This window comes from Acinetobacter sp. YH01007 (genome assembly GCF_013420425.1).
GTDB lineage: Bacteria > Pseudomonadota > Gammaproteobacteria > Pseudomonadales > Moraxellaceae > Acinetobacter > Acinetobacter towneri.
On record NZ_VOYC01000012.1, the window covers coordinates 110452 to 125391 of the forward strand.

General features: G+C 40.4%; 18 protein-coding genes. 6 read left to right on the plus strand and 12 right to left on the minus strand.

The window, feature by feature from the left end; genetic code table 11:
• Positions 1-159: 159 nt before the first annotated feature.
• Positions 160-1362: a DUF4010 domain-containing protein gene (locus FTT74_RS07595; protein ID WP_179988827.1), complete on the plus strand. Its 1203-nt coding sequence runs from the start codon at positions 160-162 to the stop codon at positions 1360-1362.
• On the opposite strand, the gene tsaA is transcribed toward FTT74_RS07595, so the two are convergent.
• On the minus strand, positions 1359-2096 hold the full coding sequence (gene tsaA, locus FTT74_RS07600) for a tRNA (N6-threonylcarbamoyladenosine(37)-N6)-methyltransferase TrmO (protein ID WP_207973603.1): 738 nt from the start codon (positions 2094-2096) through the stop codon (positions 1359-1361). The two genes, FTT74_RS07595 and tsaA, sit on opposite strands and share 4 nt — an antisense overlap.
• A gap of 120 nt (positions 2097-2216) precedes the next feature.
• Between tsaA and FTT74_RS07605 the strand changes: the two genes are divergently transcribed.
• Positions 2217-2996 carry a ferredoxin--NADP reductase gene (locus FTT74_RS07605; protein ID WP_004972950.1) on the plus strand — a complete coding sequence of 260 codons (780 nt, stop codon included), beginning with the start codon at positions 2217-2219 and terminating at the stop codon, positions 2994-2996.
• A gap of 59 nt (positions 2997-3055) precedes the next feature.
• Here the strand turns inward: FTT74_RS07605 and FTT74_RS07610 are convergent, their stop codons facing one another.
• The 3 genes from FTT74_RS07610 to FTT74_RS07620 all read right to left on the minus strand — a co-directional run bounded on the left by FTT74_RS07610 (position 3056) and on the right by FTT74_RS07620 (position 4363).
• The gene (locus tag FTT74_RS07610; protein ID WP_004972947.1) at positions 3056-3241 is read right to left on the minus strand and encodes a hypothetical protein; all 186 of its coding nucleotides are present in this window, start codon (positions 3239-3241) and stop codon (positions 3056-3058) included.
• 20 nt (positions 3242-3261) lie between these two features.
• Positions 3262-3516 carry a hypothetical protein gene (locus tag FTT74_RS07615; protein ID WP_004972946.1) on the minus strand — a complete coding sequence of 85 codons (255 nt, stop codon included), beginning with the start codon at positions 3514-3516 and terminating at the stop codon, positions 3262-3264.
• Between the two features lie 226 nt (positions 3517-3742).
• On the minus strand, positions 3743-4363 hold the full coding sequence (locus FTT74_RS07620; protein ID WP_096901843.1) for a cation transporter: 621 nt from the start codon (positions 4361-4363) through the stop codon (positions 3743-3745).
• Positions 4364-4438: 75 nt separating this feature from the next.
• Here FTT74_RS07620 and cadR point away from each other — a divergent pair, with 75 nt between their 5' ends.
• Complete coding sequence (gene cadR, locus FTT74_RS07625; protein WP_004972941.1) at positions 4439-4840, plus strand: Cd(II)/Pb(II)-responsive transcriptional regulator; 402 nt, start codon at positions 4439-4441, stop codon at positions 4838-4840.
• A gap of 49 nt (positions 4841-4889) precedes the next feature.
• On the opposite strand, the gene arsH is transcribed toward cadR, so the two are convergent.
• From arsH to FTT74_RS07640, 3 genes are all read right to left on the minus strand, one after another.
• Positions 4890-5594 carry an arsenical resistance protein ArsH gene (gene arsH / locus FTT74_RS07630; RefSeq protein WP_179988822.1) on the minus strand — a complete coding sequence of 235 codons (705 nt, stop codon included), beginning with the start codon at positions 5592-5594 and terminating at the stop codon, positions 4890-4892.
• A 72-nt stretch (positions 5595-5666) separates the two neighbouring features.
• Positions 5667-6725, minus strand: a complete 1059-nt coding sequence (gene arsB, locus FTT74_RS07635; RefSeq protein ID WP_179988823.1) for an ACR3 family arsenite efflux transporter — start codon at positions 6723-6725, stop codon at positions 5667-5669.
• 4 nt (positions 6726-6729) lie between these two features.
• Complete coding sequence (locus FTT74_RS07640; RefSeq protein ID WP_136144348.1) at positions 6730-7047, minus strand: metalloregulator ArsR/SmtB family transcription factor; 318 nt, start codon at positions 7045-7047, stop codon at positions 6730-6732.
• A gap of 98 nt (positions 7048-7145) precedes the next feature.
• Between FTT74_RS07640 and arsC the strand changes: the two genes are divergently transcribed.
• From arsC to FTT74_RS07655, 3 genes are all read left to right on the plus strand, one after another.
• Complete coding sequence (gene arsC / locus FTT74_RS07645) at positions 7146-7574, plus strand: arsenate reductase (glutaredoxin) (RefSeq protein WP_154320582.1); 429 nt, start codon at positions 7146-7148, stop codon at positions 7572-7574.
• A gap of 315 nt (positions 7575-7889) precedes the next feature.
• The gene (gene yegQ, locus FTT74_RS07650; protein WP_136144203.1) at positions 7890-9272 is read left to right on the plus strand and encodes a tRNA 5-hydroxyuridine modification protein YegQ; all 1383 of its coding nucleotides are present in this window, start codon (positions 7890-7892) and stop codon (positions 9270-9272) included.
• Positions 9273-9299: 27 nt separating this feature from the next.
• On the plus strand, positions 9300-9569 hold the full coding sequence (locus tag FTT74_RS07655) for a YfhL family 4Fe-4S dicluster ferredoxin (RefSeq protein ID WP_004972931.1): 270 nt from the start codon (positions 9300-9302) through the stop codon (positions 9567-9569).
• 236 nt (positions 9570-9805) lie between these two features.
• Here FTT74_RS07655 and ahpF read toward each other — a convergent pair whose 3' ends face one another.
• The 5 genes from ahpF to FTT74_RS07680 all read right to left on the minus strand — a co-directional run.
• Complete coding sequence (gene ahpF, locus FTT74_RS07660) at positions 9806-11371, minus strand: alkyl hydroperoxide reductase subunit F (protein WP_179988824.1); 1566 nt, start codon at positions 11369-11371, stop codon at positions 9806-9808.
• A 216-nt stretch (positions 11372-11587) separates the two neighbouring features.
• A complete protein-coding gene (locus FTT74_RS07665; protein WP_131261786.1) occupies positions 11588-12505 on the minus strand; it encodes a hypothetical protein in 918 nt (305 codons plus the stop codon).
• 56 nt (positions 12506-12561) lie between these two features.
• Positions 12562-13689, minus strand: coding sequence for a toxic anion resistance protein (locus FTT74_RS07670; protein WP_179988825.1), 1128 nt, complete (start codon positions 13687-13689; stop codon positions 12562-12564).
• Positions 13690-13719: 30 nt separating this feature from the next.
• Entirely contained in the window at positions 13720-14511 is a 792-nt protein-coding gene (locus FTT74_RS07675) for a hypothetical protein (protein ID WP_004972923.1), read from the minus strand.
• A 172-nt stretch (positions 14512-14683) separates the two neighbouring features.
• A partial coding sequence (locus tag FTT74_RS07680) for a zinc ribbon domain-containing protein (protein ID WP_179988826.1) occupies positions 14684-14940 on the minus strand: 257 nt, incomplete at its 5' end.

The following is a 14940-nucleotide window of genomic DNA, read 5'->3' on the forward strand; positions in this document are numbered from 1 at the left end:
GATTAAGCCATAATTTTAGAGTGAAAATAGATTCATAAATGGAGATAAACACAATTCAAATATATGATGTTTAAAATAACACCTTGTATTTGGAATGTTGCTGTGGATTTTCTGACTCCTCCATCTTTGGTTACAACCAATTTTCCCGAACTGCTCACCATGTTTGCAGCAGCACTTGGCTGTGGCTTACTGATTGGATTAGAGCGTGAACGCAGTAAAAAAAATGGACAACATCACCGTTTTGCAGGCGTACGTACCTTTGGAATTTGCGCATTATTAGGTGCCATTTGCTTCTTATTGGGCACGAGCATTGCCATTGTGGGTGCGTTGATTGTTGGGGGAATTGGCTTATATTCCCTCAAAAATCAAACGGAAGATGACCCCGGCGCTACCACCGAACTTGCCTTCGTGATGACCTATTTTATTGGTGCATTGTGTTTATGGAATATTCCATTGGCAGCAGGTTTATCGGTTATTTTGACAGGTTTACTCATGACCAAGCACACCATGCATGGCATTGTCAGTCAGTGGATTACCGAAGCTGAACTACGTGATGGCTTGTTCTTACTGGCTTTGGTGTTAATTGCCTTGCCGCTGACACCCAATACCGCACTATGGGGCAATGTACTTAATCCTTATGTGATTTTAAAATTATTGATTTTAATTTTAAGTGTGCAGGCTTTAGCGCATATCGCTAAGCGCTTACTCTCAAGCAGCAATGCCCTCATGTTGTCTGCGATTGCTTCAGGTTTTGTATCAAGCACAACAACCATTGCCAGTTTAGGCATGGAAGTACGCGCAGGTCGTGGTGAAGCACGTGCCAACGCAGGTGCAGCGCTGATGTCTTGCGTGGCGACTTTAGCGCAAATGTTGATTATTGTGGCGGGTGTCAATCTGATTTGGTTTAAGTTATTAATTATTCCAAGTTTGGTCGGAATCGCGATTTTGGTTGTAGCGGGTGTCTGGTTGCTCAAAAAACATAAAAGTACGGCAACGGCAAAGCCAGAAACCGATACCCGTATGTTTAGCCTTAAAGAAGCCGCAATTATTGTGGCGACATTGACCGCAATTCAAGCGATGGTATACGGCTTGGAACAAACCCTTGGGGATGCAGGTTTAATCATTGGTACCCTGCTCGCCTCGTTATTTGAGGTTCATGCCGCAATTGCAACCGTGGTGATGCAAGGTCCACCCAGTCAGCAAATGTTGCTGTACGCCTTAATTTTAGGTCTTGTTGCTCATGCAATTTCTAAATGTATCAATGCCGCACTCATTGGCGGCTTACGTTTTGCACTTTATTTCGCACCTACCCAAATTTTGCACATGCTGGCGTTGGTGGCTATTTTATATATGATGGTTTAATCGACAGCGATTAAAACAATTTTTAGGATGTGTACTGCGTGCTGATCGACACGGAAACTGACATCAAAATCTGCAAAATTCATGGTGTAAATTCGTTCAGCATCATCCTGATATGCAGGTCGTGGATCTAAAGACAAGACCTGTTCCAATTCCTGCGCAATCTGTGGCTGTAATACGCCAGATTCGAGCAACTGATTTTTTTGCGCTTCGGCTGTGTCCATCCATAGCACTGTTTTTCTTATGGGTTCATCTTGCGCATAACCACTTTGTGCATCAGGCACAGCATCTGAATATTGAATATAAGGTTTAATATCCAAAATAGGCGTGCCATGCAACAAATCTGCTCCTGTCACATAAACTCGCAGTGACTTACCCACTTTTTTGACCTGTTTAAATTGCACTACAGATAAACCAATGGGTGCAGGTCGATACATGCTGCGCGTCGCAAACACACCTATTTTTTGATTACCACCCAAACGTGGCGGACGCACTTGTGCACGAAAACAGGGGTTTTGCTGTTTCTGTACGGTTGGATGAGCATCGGTTTGGTTTTTATTGTCGTGAAATTGCCAGATTAACCATAAGTGACTAAACGCTTCGATCCCTTGAAATGCCAACACATCGTTATAAGGCGCTTGCATTTCAATATACGATTCGACCTGTACCAGATTTGGTTGACGAGGAATACCAAATTTTTCTCGGTAGGGAGAGTGCATAAATCCGATTATTGGCATTTTTAGATCAGTCTTCATCACTTTTTCTGATAAGCTCAATTAAATATATTCAGTTTATAGAGAATGATTTTAGATTAGAATAGCAAGCTGTTCTAATTTGATAATTTATTGAGACCTTTAATGGCTGCTTTCAACGTCGAAAAGATTACTCACGTACACCACTGGAATGACACTTTATTCAGTTTTAAAACGACTCGCGATACCGCACTACGTTTTAAAAACGGTCAATTTGTGATGATTGGTCTGGAAGTAAATGGCAAGCCTTTAATGCGCGCTTACTCGATTGCCAGTGCTAACTATGAAGAAGAGCTAGAATTCTTCTCAATTAAAGTACCTGATGGCCCTTTAACGTCTATTTTACAAAAAGTAAAAGTGGGCGATGAATTGCTGGTTTCTAAAAAACCTACAGGCACTTTGGTACTGGATGATTTAAATCCTGGTAAAAACCTATACTTACTTTCTTCAGGTACAGGTCTAGCTCCATTTTTGGCAACCATCCGCGACCCTGAAACTTATGAACGCTTTGAAAAAGTGATTGTGGTTCACGGTACACGTTTCATTTCTGAATTGGCTTATCAAGATTTAATTCTAAATGAATTACCAAATCACGAGTTTTTCCAAGAACTTGGTATTCGTGAAAAACTGGTATATTACCCAACCGTTACACGTGAAGAATATCCAAACCAAGGACGTGTGACCACGGCAATTGAATCGGGTGAAATCTTTGAAAAAATTGGCTTACCACGTTTTAACCCTGAAACTGACCGTGCCATGTTATGTGGTAGCCCTGCATTCTTAAAAGATGTTGCAGCATTACTTGACCAACATGGTTTAAAAGAATCACCACGTATGGGTGAATTGGGCGATTACGTGATTGAACGTGCTTTCGTTGAAAAATAAAAGCTGTTGAATCTAAAAAAACCGAGCTAAATAGCTCGGTTTTTTGTCATTAGCATCAATTAACGTACACTGCGACCTTCTTGGTTAGCACGTCCTTCACAGTGTGCACCACCACCAATTACAAACCCACGCTCTGCCTGACATGAACCAATCATACGACCACTCGAATCATAAGTTGTCACTTTTGAAGCACAACCTGTCATCAAAATAGCCGCTGTTAATGCGATTAAACTAGAAATTTTCATTGTATTACCCCTCTAAAAAATTAGTCTTGTTGCAGTGAAATCTGCGAATTATTTGGTATGGTTGGCAATAAACCCGTGCGCTCATCTACTTTAGAATAGTTAATGCCTTGTATGTTGGCACCACCATAACACACAGCTTTAGCCCCCAAAATAAAGCCCTGTGTAGCGACACATGAACCAATCACTTGCCCTGCAGTATCATAAGTCACTACTTTAGAACTACAGCCAGCCAAAGCAATCAGGCTTGCTATAGAAAATAATTTAATTAGTTTCATTTAACCCTCAATTTAAAAAAAATTAAATATTATTCATCGTGTAAATTATTTTTAAATACATCAATTTATTTTTAATTTTAGTTATATATTATTTTTTGTAAATAGCAATTTGGAATAACTTATCGTTATTTTTACTTCAAATTTTAAAATTATTGCGACTACAAAAAATTAAAAGCACTCCATCTAAATCACTCAAATCAGATGGAGTGCTTTTTACGTTTATTCTTTATTCTGGTACATTCATTCTTCGTTCAGCCAAAGCTTGCTGAATCACATGATACCCCGCTGTTAAGCCCAAACTCGCCATAATCACGGCTACCACAAGATCTGGAATCAAACTACCCGTACCAAATACACCCACTGCCGCCAAAATAACTGCGAAATTACCAATCGCATCATTACGGCTACATAACCACACCGATTTCATATTCGAATCACCATCTCGAAATGCATATAAAATCAATGCAGTAACCACATTGGCTAATAAGGCGATGATCCCAATAATACCCATGGTTATGGCTTCAGGTGGAATACCCTGTATATAGGCATAGATAACCTTGCCCATCACCACCACACCAAACAAGGCCATCGTGATGCCTTTGACCAAAGCCACAGTAGCACGCCAATACAAACTTGCACTTAACACCGCAAGTGAAATCCCGTAATTGACAGCATCTCCAAAGAAATCCAGTGAATCTGCCCATAGGGATGATGAATGGGCATAGGCACCACCTATCAACTCGATAAAAAACATGCTGAGATTGATCACCAATGCAATCCATAACGCGGTTCTAAATTTACTATTCGGTTTGATTGGCGCAGGTTCATGACTACACGTACATGCCATAGACACACCTTCTTTCAAAATGAAACTGTTTCGATTATGCTCATTTAAAACTATAGACTTAGTCCAAGGTCAAGTATGGCACAATATTTAATTCATGAATTAGCTAAAAAAGTTGGAGTCAGCACAGATACAATTCGTTTTTATGAAAAGAAACACTTACTCACCCCAAGCTTTCGTGCCGAAAATAATTATCGCTATTACAACGATGAGGCACTCAAGCGTTTGATTTTTATTAAGCGTTGCCGTGCTTTAGATATGAACTTAAAAGAAATTGAAGCCTTAATTGAATTAGAAAAACAGCCGAAACAAAACTGCTGCGCTGTGAATGAATTGATTGATGAACATTTAAGGCATGTAGAAGATAAAATTGCCGAGTTGCAGCATTTTCAGCTACAACTTCAGCAACTTAGACAAGCCTGCACCACGCAAACAACCATTGATGATTGTCAGATTTTAAAGCGACTTGAAGCCGAATAATCGCTCTCTAAGCCTTTTGTAATGCAGTATTTACGTATCTAAAATTGGATTATAAACACTTCTGATTAACACGCTTCGATAGCTGCTCGGCAGTTTCCACACGTTCAGAATAACGATCTACCAAATATGCTGCTTGCCCGCGAGTCAGCAAAGTAAATTTATATAACTCTTCCATCACATCGACAATACGGTCGTAATAGCTAGACGCTTTCATGCGGCCATCTTCCTCAAACTCTAAAAAGGCTTTAGGAATAGAAGACTGATTGGGAATGGTGATCATCCGCATCCAACGTCCTAAAATACGTAATTGATTGACGCTGTTAAATGACTGCGACCCGCCACACACTTGCACTAAAGCAAGCGTTTTACCTTGTGTGGCACGAATTGCGCCCGCGGCAAGCGGAATCCAGTCAATTTGTGCTTTGAAAATCGAACTCATTGAACCATGACGTTCTGGGCTACACCAAACCATACCTTCTGCCCACGCCAACAATTCATGCAGCTCTTGAACTTTGGGATGTGAAGTATCGCCATCTTCAGGTAAAGGCAAACCTTTGGGATGGAAAATTTTTACCTCAGCGCCAAAGTGCTCCAAAATTCTGCCCGCTTCCTGTACCGCCAAACGACTATAAGAACGCTCACGGTTTGAACCGTACATCAATAAAATACGTGGCGGATGGTTCAACGGCTTTGCCTGCACCTGTTCAAAACTTGGTGTAGGCAATAAATCTAAATCAATATTGGGTAATACCATGCTGCATACTCTTAAAACTAAAATGGGCAACGCATGCCCATGTTTTTATCTTAAACCTCAAAATGAAGAAAATTACTTTGAACTGACAATCGACTCATTTTGATAAAACTTTTTACGCAGCCATAAAGACACACTCACCAAAGCAATCAACACAGGCACTTCAACCAAAGGGCCAATAATCATGGTAAATGCAACGGGAGAAGCCAAGCCAAACGTTGCAATGGCAACAGCAAGTGCTAATTCAAAATTATTCCCTGCTGCGGTAAAGGAAATGGCGGTCGTCCGTGGATAATCATTGCCCATCCATTTGCTCATAAAGAAGCTAATAAAGAACATGGCAGCGAAGTAAATAATCAATGGAATGGAAATGCGTAAAACATCCATCGGCAAGCTCAGTACTTCTGCGCCTTTTAGTGCGAACATCGCCACAATGGTAAATAGCAATGCCAACAGACTAAATGGGCTAATTTTGGGTAAAAAAGACGTTTGATACCAATCTAAGCCTTTGCTTTTCACTAAAATCAAGCGTGTTAAAAAGCCCATCAAAAAAGGAATACCCAAATAGATTAAAACAGCTTGGGTGATTGTCCAAAAACCAACATCAATCACTTGTCCTGCCACGCCAAAATACGGCGGCAAGAAACTCAGAAACAGCCATGCATAAGTACTAAAGAATATAATCTGAAAAATACTGTTAAACGCAACTAATGCAGCCACGTATTGGTTATCACCACAAGCCAAGTTGTTCCAGACCAAGACCATCGCGATACAGCGTGCCAGACCAATTAAAATCAAACCTGTCATATATTCAGGATAGTTTTGCAAGAAAATAATCGCCAAAGCGAACATCAAACACGGAGCAATCAACCAGTTTTGTACCAAAGACAACAACAAGGTTCGGCGGTCTTTAAACACTTCTGGCAAAGCTGCGTAATCGACTTTTGCCAATGGTGGATACATCATCAAAATCAAACCAATCGCAATGGGAAGATTGACTGTTCCCACACTCATTTGATCTAAGCTTGCCGATACTGCAGGAAATACCACGCCAATCGCAACACCTAGCCCCATGGCAATAAAAATCCATAAGGTCAGATTACGATCTAAAAAAGAAAGTTTGGACTGTGCCATGTGCTTACTCGCAATGTGTTGCAATTGTAGGGTTGATGTGCTTCATCGGGCTGACATCTTGCTGCGCGATAATATTTAAAACAGCAAACGCCCATTCGGGTAAATCTGGGTTCAAACGGTAATACACCCACTGCCCCTGACGTTGATCTAGCAAAATAGATAAATTCCGTAACAACGCCAAATGACGTGATATTTTCGGTTGATTTAACTGCAATTGTTCTGTCAATTCGCATACACAAATATTGTGTTGAGCCATCACCAATTTCAGAATGTCCAGTCGGGTTGGGTCTGACAAACATTTAAAAAAATCAGTTTGATTCATTTTTTATCTGCACTTCAATATTAACTATTGCGAATATACGCATATCCATATATAAATGCAATATTGAATTTTTATCGGACTAAAACGGGTCACTACACATGAGCAACAGCATCAAAATTTTTCATAACCCTGCCTGTGGAACGTCACGCAATACTTTAGAATTAATTCGTAATACAGGACAAGAACCTGAAATTATTGAATATTTAAAAACCCCACCTACACAAGCTGAACTTACTAGCATGATTCAACAAGCAGGTTTAAGCGTGCGCGATGCAATCCGCAAAAATGTAGAACCATACGAACAGTTGCAACTTGAAGGTAGTTCACACAGCGATGCGGAATTAATTGCATTGATGGTCGAGCATCCGATTTTAATTAATCGTCCATTTGTCGTGACCGAGTTAGGTGTGAAATTGTGCCGCCCTTCTGAACTGGTCTTAGACTTGCTCACTCAACCACAACTAAAAAGCTTCAGCAAAGAAGATGGTGAGGTGGTCATTGATGAACATGGGCAACGAGTACGTTAACACGCTTTTATCCATCAGAAATTGATTATAGGCAATGAGTCAAATTGGTATGAAAGTCCCTTCTCTTAGATTCTGTATGGCTCAGGATGAGGAACTTTCTATATCAAGATCATTTACAACAGATGCTCTCCATGTGATGGATAAAACATGCTTTCTAATTTCAGATCAAAACGACCTTGCAAAACCACTGATTGAATTTTTATCTCCCTTCCCAAGCAGCACGAGTTTTCTTCTGAATCCCGAGCTATTTACTAGGTTGAATCCTAAATTTAGATTCATACAATAAAGCCATATTTCTGCTATTGCTTTTTGATCATGACCATTTCCCACGTCACCGAACTTCTCTCTCCTGCTGGTTCTTTAAAAAACATGCGCTATGCCTTTGCTTATGGTGCAGATGCAGTCTATGCAGGTCAGCCGCGTTATAGTTTGCGCGTGCGTAATAACGAATTTGATCATGACAATTTGGCAATTGGTATTCAAGAAGCGCATGAATTAGGCAAAAAGTTTTATGTGGTGGTGAACATCCAGCCGCATAACAGCAAACTCAAAAACTTTATTCGTGACCTAGAGCCAGTGGTTGCTATGCAACCCGATGCACTGATCATGTCTGACCCTGGTCTGATTATGATGGTGCGTGAAAACTTCCCCGATATGCCTGTACATTTATCGGTACAAGCCAATGCAGTGAACTGGGCAACGGTGAAATTCTGGCAAAATATGGGTTTAACCCGTGTCATTCTTTCGCGTGAATTGTCGATTGATGAAATTGAAGAAATTAAAAACAACGTGCCTGGCATGGAAATTGAAGTATTTGTGCATGGTGCGCTGTGCATGGCCTATTCAGGTCGTTGCATGCTTTCAGGCTATATGAATAAACGTGATGCCAACCAAGGCGCATGTACCAATGCCTGCCGTTGGGAATATAAAATTCACGATGCAAAAGAAGATGAAACAGGTGACGTAATTCCTGTCAAAAATCTTTCTGAAACTGCCGATGCAGATGAACAACACATGCAGGCACAGCATCAATTTAACGAGCCTGTGTTATTACAACGTAATGACGAAGATATGTTTGCTGCCGAAGAAGATGAACACGGCACTTATTTTATGAATTCTAAAGATTTACGCGCAGTGCAGCACGTTGACCGTTTAACTAAAATGGGCATCCATTCACTAAAAATTGAAGGTCGCACCAAATCTTATTTCTACTGCGCACGTACTGCACAAATTTACCGTAAAGCGATTGATGATGCGCTTGCAGGCAAACCATTTGACCCTGCATTAATGACTCAATTAGAAGGTCTAGCTAACCGTGGTTATACCGAAGGTTTCTTGCGTCGTCATGTGCACAGCGAATACCAAAACTACGAAACAGGTTCATCAAGTTTTGATCATCAGCAATTTTGTGGTGAAGTCTTAGAACGCAATGGTGACTACATTAAAATTGATGTAAAAAACCGTTTTGTAGTGGGCGATTCTTTAGAATTGATGACGCCACAAGGCAATATCTATTTCACTTTAACTGAAATTAAAGATAAAAAAGGCAATCTGATTGAAGATGCCAAAGGTTCAGGGCATATTGTAGAAATCCCTATACCTGCAGATGTCGATATGCGTTATGCCCTGCTGATTCGCAACTTACCAAATTCGACTGCAGATATTTCTGCCTCATCGTTGGCTTATCAAGCCAACTAAGTGGCAATAAACTAAGCGAGTATTGCGATGGCACTCCTGATTACCGACCAATGCATCAATTGCGATATGTGCTTACCCGAATGCCCGAATGAAGCAATTTATGAGGGTGAAAAGGTGTATGAAATTGATGTGGCGCGTTGCACAGAATGTGTTGGGTTTTATGACTATCAAACCTGCGTTTCAGTCTGCCCAATTGAATGTATTATTCCGCATCCTGAGCATGTCGAAACCAAAGAGCAGCTACAGGAAAAGTTTAATCAGTTGAATTTATTTGGACAAAATAATAAGGCTAATTAGACTGAAATGAATCTAACTGCTGTAAATCAAACTGGATGTTAAAAATAAAAAAAGAACTGAGTTGTTAGCCGACTCAGTTCTTAAAACCAAAAATAGAATAAATAAACTTTTAATACTGTGCGATAACGCACTTTACTGAACATAGCGCCTGAGTATTGGGGAACTCAGGCGCTATCTTTTTAGCGAATACAATTTAAGGATGGTTAATCCGCGTATTCAGATGTATTCGTTCAGACTTATTGACCTGAACGGATGATGTAATCAAATGCTGAAAGTGATGCTTTCGCGCCTTCACCTGTTGCAATGATGATTTGCTTGTACGGTACAGTTGTACAGTCACCTGCCGCAAATACACCTTTTACATTGGTTTCATTGCGCTCATTTATCACAATCTCACCACGATTCGTCAGCTCTACTTTTGACTCTTTTAAGAAGTCCGTATTTGGTAATAAACCAATTTGTACGAAAATTCCTGCAAGTTCAACAGTATGCTCAACATCTGTCGCACGGTCTTTATATTTCAATGCAGTCACTTGTGCGCCATCACCAATCACCTCAGTCGATAATGCATTGGTAATTACAGTAGTATTTGGCAAGCTGTTCAATTTGTTTTGCAAGACTTGGTCTGCACGTAATTTAGTATCAAACTCTACCAAAGTCACATGCTCTACAATCCCTGCAAGGTCAATCGCTGCTTCTACACCTGAGTTACCACCACCAATCACTGCAACACGTTTGCCTTTAAACAACGGGCCATCACAGTGTGGGCAGTATGCCACGCCGCGGGTACGGTATTCTGCTTCACCAGGTACATTCATCTCTCTCCAACGTGCACCTGTAGACAAGATCACCGTTTTCGATTCAAGTGTTGCGCCATTTTCCAAAGTCACTTCGACCAAACCATTGGCAGTTTCATCAGCACCTTTAATGGCAGATACTTTTTGTAGATTCATAATATCGACATCGTATTCACGCACATGCGCTTCCATTTCTGCCGCAAACTTTGGACCTTGTGTTTTTTGGATAGAAGTGAAGTTTTCAATATCCATGGTATCCATCACCTGACCGCCCATCCGCTCAGCCACAATACCTGTACGAATACCTTTACGTGCTGCATAGATTGCAGATGTATTCCCTGCAGGGCCGCCACCAATTACCAAGACATCAAACGCCTCTTTGGCATTCAGTTTCGCTGCATCTTTGCTCGCAGAATCTGTATCTAATTTAGCTACAATTTCTTCCAAAGTCATACGACCTTGACCAATGTGGTTGCCATCTTGGAATACCATCGGCACAGCCATAATTTTGCGCTGCTCAACTTCTTCTTGGAAGAATGCACCATCAATCATGGTTGCTGTTGTGCCAGGGTTGTAAATCGCAATGAGGTTCAAAGCTTGTACTACATCTGGACAGTTGTGGCAGCTCAACGATACAAACACATCAAAGTGAGATGAAAGATTCAATTCTTTGATTTGCATTAATACTTCATCCGATACTTTTGGTGCATAACCAGAAGTTTGCAATAAAGCCAAAATTAATGAAGTGAACTCGTGCCCCATTGGTAAACCTGCGAAGAATACGCGCGGTTGCTCACCTACTTTTGCAATCCCAAAACTTGGTGCACGTGCGTTGTTACCGTCAAAACGTGCAGTAACTTGTGGCGAAAGTGCTGCAATTTCTTCAACCAATTCTTTAATTTTGGCAGATTTATCAGAACCATCTAAAGTCGCGACAAGCTCGATTGGGCTTTCAAGACGTTCTAATAAAGTTTTAAGTTGTGTAGAAGTATTTTGGTCTAACATGGCTAACGTCTCCAAGGGAGTAAATTTATTTGTTGATGTCATCTTACGAAAAATAGTTACATAGGGGAAACGGTTTATTTTTATATTTATGATCGTTTTTTTAAATGATAGTGAGTTCCAAGCTTACTATTTCATTTAAAATACCTAAAGCTATTCAATTTAGACATTAACATAAAAACTGAATGTCTGCCTTAAGCAATTGAGCCTAATCATTTTTTATTCAAGTTGTTGTTGAATCCGCAGAATACGCTGCTGTAAATGTCGCGATAAAAACCAGAGTACCGCAGACAGTATTAACATAAGCGCCATAACCGCGAGATTCATATAATAAACCAGCGTATTTAATTGCTGTGCTTGCTGCACTTGCTTATGTACGCTTTGCGCCATAGGCGTTAAAGCTTTGCCATAAACTTGCTGCTGCATCGTCCATAATTGTTCAGGTTTAAATCCATAATGTAAAAATTGCGGATCTTGCTGCTCTGCTTTGACCAAGGTCAACACTTGCGGAATGGCTGCATCTTTATCTGCGGGATGATGCATCAATGCCGTTTGCGCCAACAAATAGGCTTTAACAGGCGCTGCCATTTCTGCATTTTGTAAATAACGCGCCAATTCACTTTCTTGAATGTGCTTTTCATAATGCACAATTTTGGCATATACCTGCTGCGTATCATCTTGTCGGTCATGCTGAACATAACTCAATGCCGACCAAAGTAAAATAAAACTCAGCAACCAAGCTACAAATTTCAAGACAAAGGACTGAAAGCGAATATAAAAAAAACGAATTTTCTTGAGTAGATGAACTAGAACGAATGCACCAATAAATGACACCGACAGTTTTAAAATCAACCAACCCAACCAGTTCAACAAACTGAAAAAATAATCAGGTTGCTGCCCTAAATTTGCCAAAGTCGCATCGACACTTGCAGGCATGTGTAATTGCTGAACTTCAGTGCTTAAACCAAAGAAGCTATAAATCACATCTTGCTGAATAAAAAAGCCAATTGCCGATATAAGCACCACCGTCATAGACAGCACAGCCAAAAAACTGAGCTTTTTTTGACGCTGCTGTAATGCCACAACACCTGTTTTTAGCTGCTGTGGCTGAATGGCATATTCATCAAGTGGGGGCAAATCCGACTCCTTATCAGGTAAATTTCAGATTAAATGAAGTCATTGTCAAAATGCATTTATTGACCAGACTGTTGACTTGAACCAATCACCAATTGATTCAGATTCTCCTGTAAGGCTCGCAAACGCGTAGTCGCTTCTGCACGTTTTTGCATGCCTTCTTTTTGTACCTGGATCACATCGTTCACTGTTTTAATGAGGGTATTTTGTACGTGTTCAAGGGTTTCAATATCAATCACCGAACGCTGATTGGCTTTGGCAGTATCAACCGAGTTTTGATGCAATAAATCTGCATTACGGCGCAGCAATTCATTGGTGGCATCATCAATACTGTTGGCCAGTTGCACACTGTTTTTCTGCTCATTTAAAGAAATCGCCAAACTAATCTGGTTTTTCCACGCAGGTAAGGTAATGTTTTTAATCGCATAAAATTTATCGACCAACATTAAATTATTGGACTGGATAATCCGAATCATCGGCAAAGTTTGCATGGCAGATTGTTGCAACACCTGCAAATCACTCACCCGCTTTTCTAAATTATTAGCAAGATGATTGAGATCATAAATTTTTTGAGTCGTGGTCTGATCCTGCGGCTGCGCGGAAAATTCAGAAATTTGCTGCTGAATTTCCTGCTGTTTTAACTTACCTGCTGCAATATAAATCCCCAATTGTTTATATTCATCTTGCACACCATGAAACATTTTATCCAGTGTATCTACACGGTTTTTTAAACCATTTTGTGAGCTTTCAATTTCTGTGACCAGACTATCAATTTGCGCTTTGGTGCTGTTAAAGTTTTGATCAAAACTTTGTTTAGCGCCTTTTAACTTATTGAATAAACCACCCAAAAAGCCACTGCTTTTGTTTGGATTTAAAATACTGTTGATATTTAACTGCTGTGCAACCTGCACCACCTGATTCAGCTTTTGCCCTGTGACATCCAAATCCTTATTTTGCACCAAACCTAAAAGCTCATCGGTATAACTTGACGTTTTAGTGGCGATATTTTTGCCATATTCTGCAACCGAATGATGGCTAAGATCGCTTAATTCTTTACGCGCAGCCAGCACCTCCTGAAAGTCATCAGGCTGTAAGCCAATTTCCTGCAAATTGAGTTGCTGAAATTGTTGCTGAGTCTGTTCATCACTCACTTGCACAGCGACGTTGCGTTGTTCAGAAGTTGTCATATTTCGCCTCTATCTAATCAAAACCATGCCTTATGATTGCGCAGGTTTTTCTAAGGATTTTCTTAATGTCTTAATTAAATGCTCACGACTTTGATCCAGCTTTTCTAGCTGACTGTGTGAGCCACTTTGCTGACTTTGTTTGACATGATATTGCCATGCAGGAATGAGTACCTGCTGCGCTTCTTTAAAGCGATCTAACAAACTAAAAGAGAGTTGCTGTGAAAGTTGCATTTGAGTAATCGCAATATCATTACTACTTTGCAAAGTCTTTAAACTATAAATTTTCTTGGCCAGTCGTTCGCTAAAATTATCCAAAGGATGCTGATTGCGCACAAATCGTGGATATTCCACTAAAAACTCATCGGCAGCTTGAATGTATTTCGCCATTTGCTCACGCAAACCAACCAACTGCTGAAAACGTGATTGTGATTTCTGAATTTCGATTTGCAGCTTTTGGCTTAAACGATCTGCTTGTCCTAATAAATGATCTAGGTTTTTATAATATTGCACTTGCCCCGCGCCATATTCCAAATCTATGCCTAGCCACTTTTGTAGTGCATTAAACTTACGTTGCTTTAACACTTTTTTAGATTTGCCAAGCGCCTGAATCAACTGCTCAATGGTCACACTCAATTGCTGAGTTAAATGTGGATCCACCCCATCCAATAAAACTGACTGCGCTTGAATCACCTGATCTGCATAATGATTTAGACGATATTGATCATTCAACAACGGAACTAAATCATTGCGTTGAATCGCCAAAAGCTCTGCACGATCCACCGTAATCTCTTGCAAAGGCAGTAACACTTCAAACTGAGCCATAGACCATCACAACCCTCTTTACATGATTTTATAGTACGTGTTTTTCGGCTAAGGTCATGTAATATTTTGCAATTTTTTATTTCGATCTGCTTAAATGCTTTTTTATAGATTCGCATAACATCAGTCACAAGATGCCTGATTCAAAACACCAGTGCTTGACATCCTCACCCCCTTAAAAGAGGGTGATTCCTACAGCTAGACGCTTATGCCCAAGCGCAAGAATGTTTAGAGCTGAGTTTATATCTCGATCATGAGCTGTACCACAGCTCATGCACTCCCATTCTCTTATTCCAAGATCTGTACTACCTTTGGGACTACTTGAGGTGATCTCACCGCAGCACGAACAGATTTGGGTGGTATAGGCTTCTTGGACTTCTTCAAACAATACGCCTGCGTTCTCGCATTTATACTTGAGCATTGTTTTTAGTG

Excerpts from the sequence above, each read along its gene's own strand:
- yegQ (WP_136144203.1), top strand. The coding sequence starts at position 7,890 with ATGACCATTTCCCACGTCACCGAACTTCTCTCTCCTGCTGGTTCTTTA.
- FTT74_RS07655 (WP_004972931.1), top strand. The coding sequence starts at position 9,300 with ATGGCACTCCTGATTACCGACCAATGCATCAATTGCGATATGTGCTTA.
- tsaA (WP_207973603.1), bottom strand. The coding sequence starts at position 2,096 with ATGCCAATAATCGGATTTATGCACTCTCCCTACCGAGAAAAATTTGGT.
- FTT74_RS07640 (WP_136144348.1), bottom strand. The coding sequence starts at position 7,047 with ATGAATCAAACTGATTTTTTTAAATGTTTGTCAGACCCAACCCGACTG.
- FTT74_RS07610 (WP_004972947.1), bottom strand. The coding sequence starts at position 3,241 with ATGAAAATTTCTAGTTTAATCGCATTAACAGCGGCTATTTTGATGACA.
- FTT74_RS07675 (WP_004972923.1), bottom strand. The coding sequence starts at position 14,511 with ATGGCTCAGTTTGAAGTGTTACTGCCTTTGCAAGAGATTACGGTGGAT.
- FTT74_RS07605 (WP_004972950.1), top strand. The coding sequence starts at position 2,217 with ATGGCTGCTTTCAACGTCGAAAAGATTACTCACGTACACCACTGGAAT.
- arsC (WP_154320582.1), top strand. The coding sequence starts at position 7,146 with ATGAGCAACAGCATCAAAATTTTTCATAACCCTGCCTGTGGAACGTCA.
- FTT74_RS07620 (WP_096901843.1), bottom strand. The coding sequence starts at position 4,363 with ATGGCATGTACGTGTAGTCATGAACCTGCGCCAATCAAACCGAATAGT.
- ahpF (WP_179988824.1), bottom strand. The coding sequence starts at position 11,371 with ATGTTAGACCAAAATACTTCTACACAACTTAAAACTTTATTAGAACGT.
- FTT74_RS07670 (WP_179988825.1), bottom strand. The coding sequence starts at position 13,689 with ATGACAACTTCTGAACAACGCAACGTCGCTGTGCAAGTGAGTGATGAA.
- FTT74_RS07595 (WP_179988827.1), top strand. The coding sequence starts at position 160 with ATGTTTGCAGCAGCACTTGGCTGTGGCTTACTGATTGGATTAGAGCGT.
- cadR (WP_004972941.1), top strand. The coding sequence starts at position 4,439 with ATGGCACAATATTTAATTCATGAATTAGCTAAAAAAGTTGGAGTCAGC.
- FTT74_RS07615 (WP_004972946.1), bottom strand. The coding sequence starts at position 3,516 with ATGAAACTAATTAAATTATTTTCTATAGCAAGCCTGATTGCTTTGGCT.
- arsB (WP_179988823.1), bottom strand. The coding sequence starts at position 6,725 with ATGGCACAGTCCAAACTTTCTTTTTTAGATCGTAATCTGACCTTATGG.
- arsH (WP_179988822.1), bottom strand. The coding sequence starts at position 5,594 with ATGGTATTACCCAATATTGATTTAGATTTATTGCCTACACCAAGTTTT.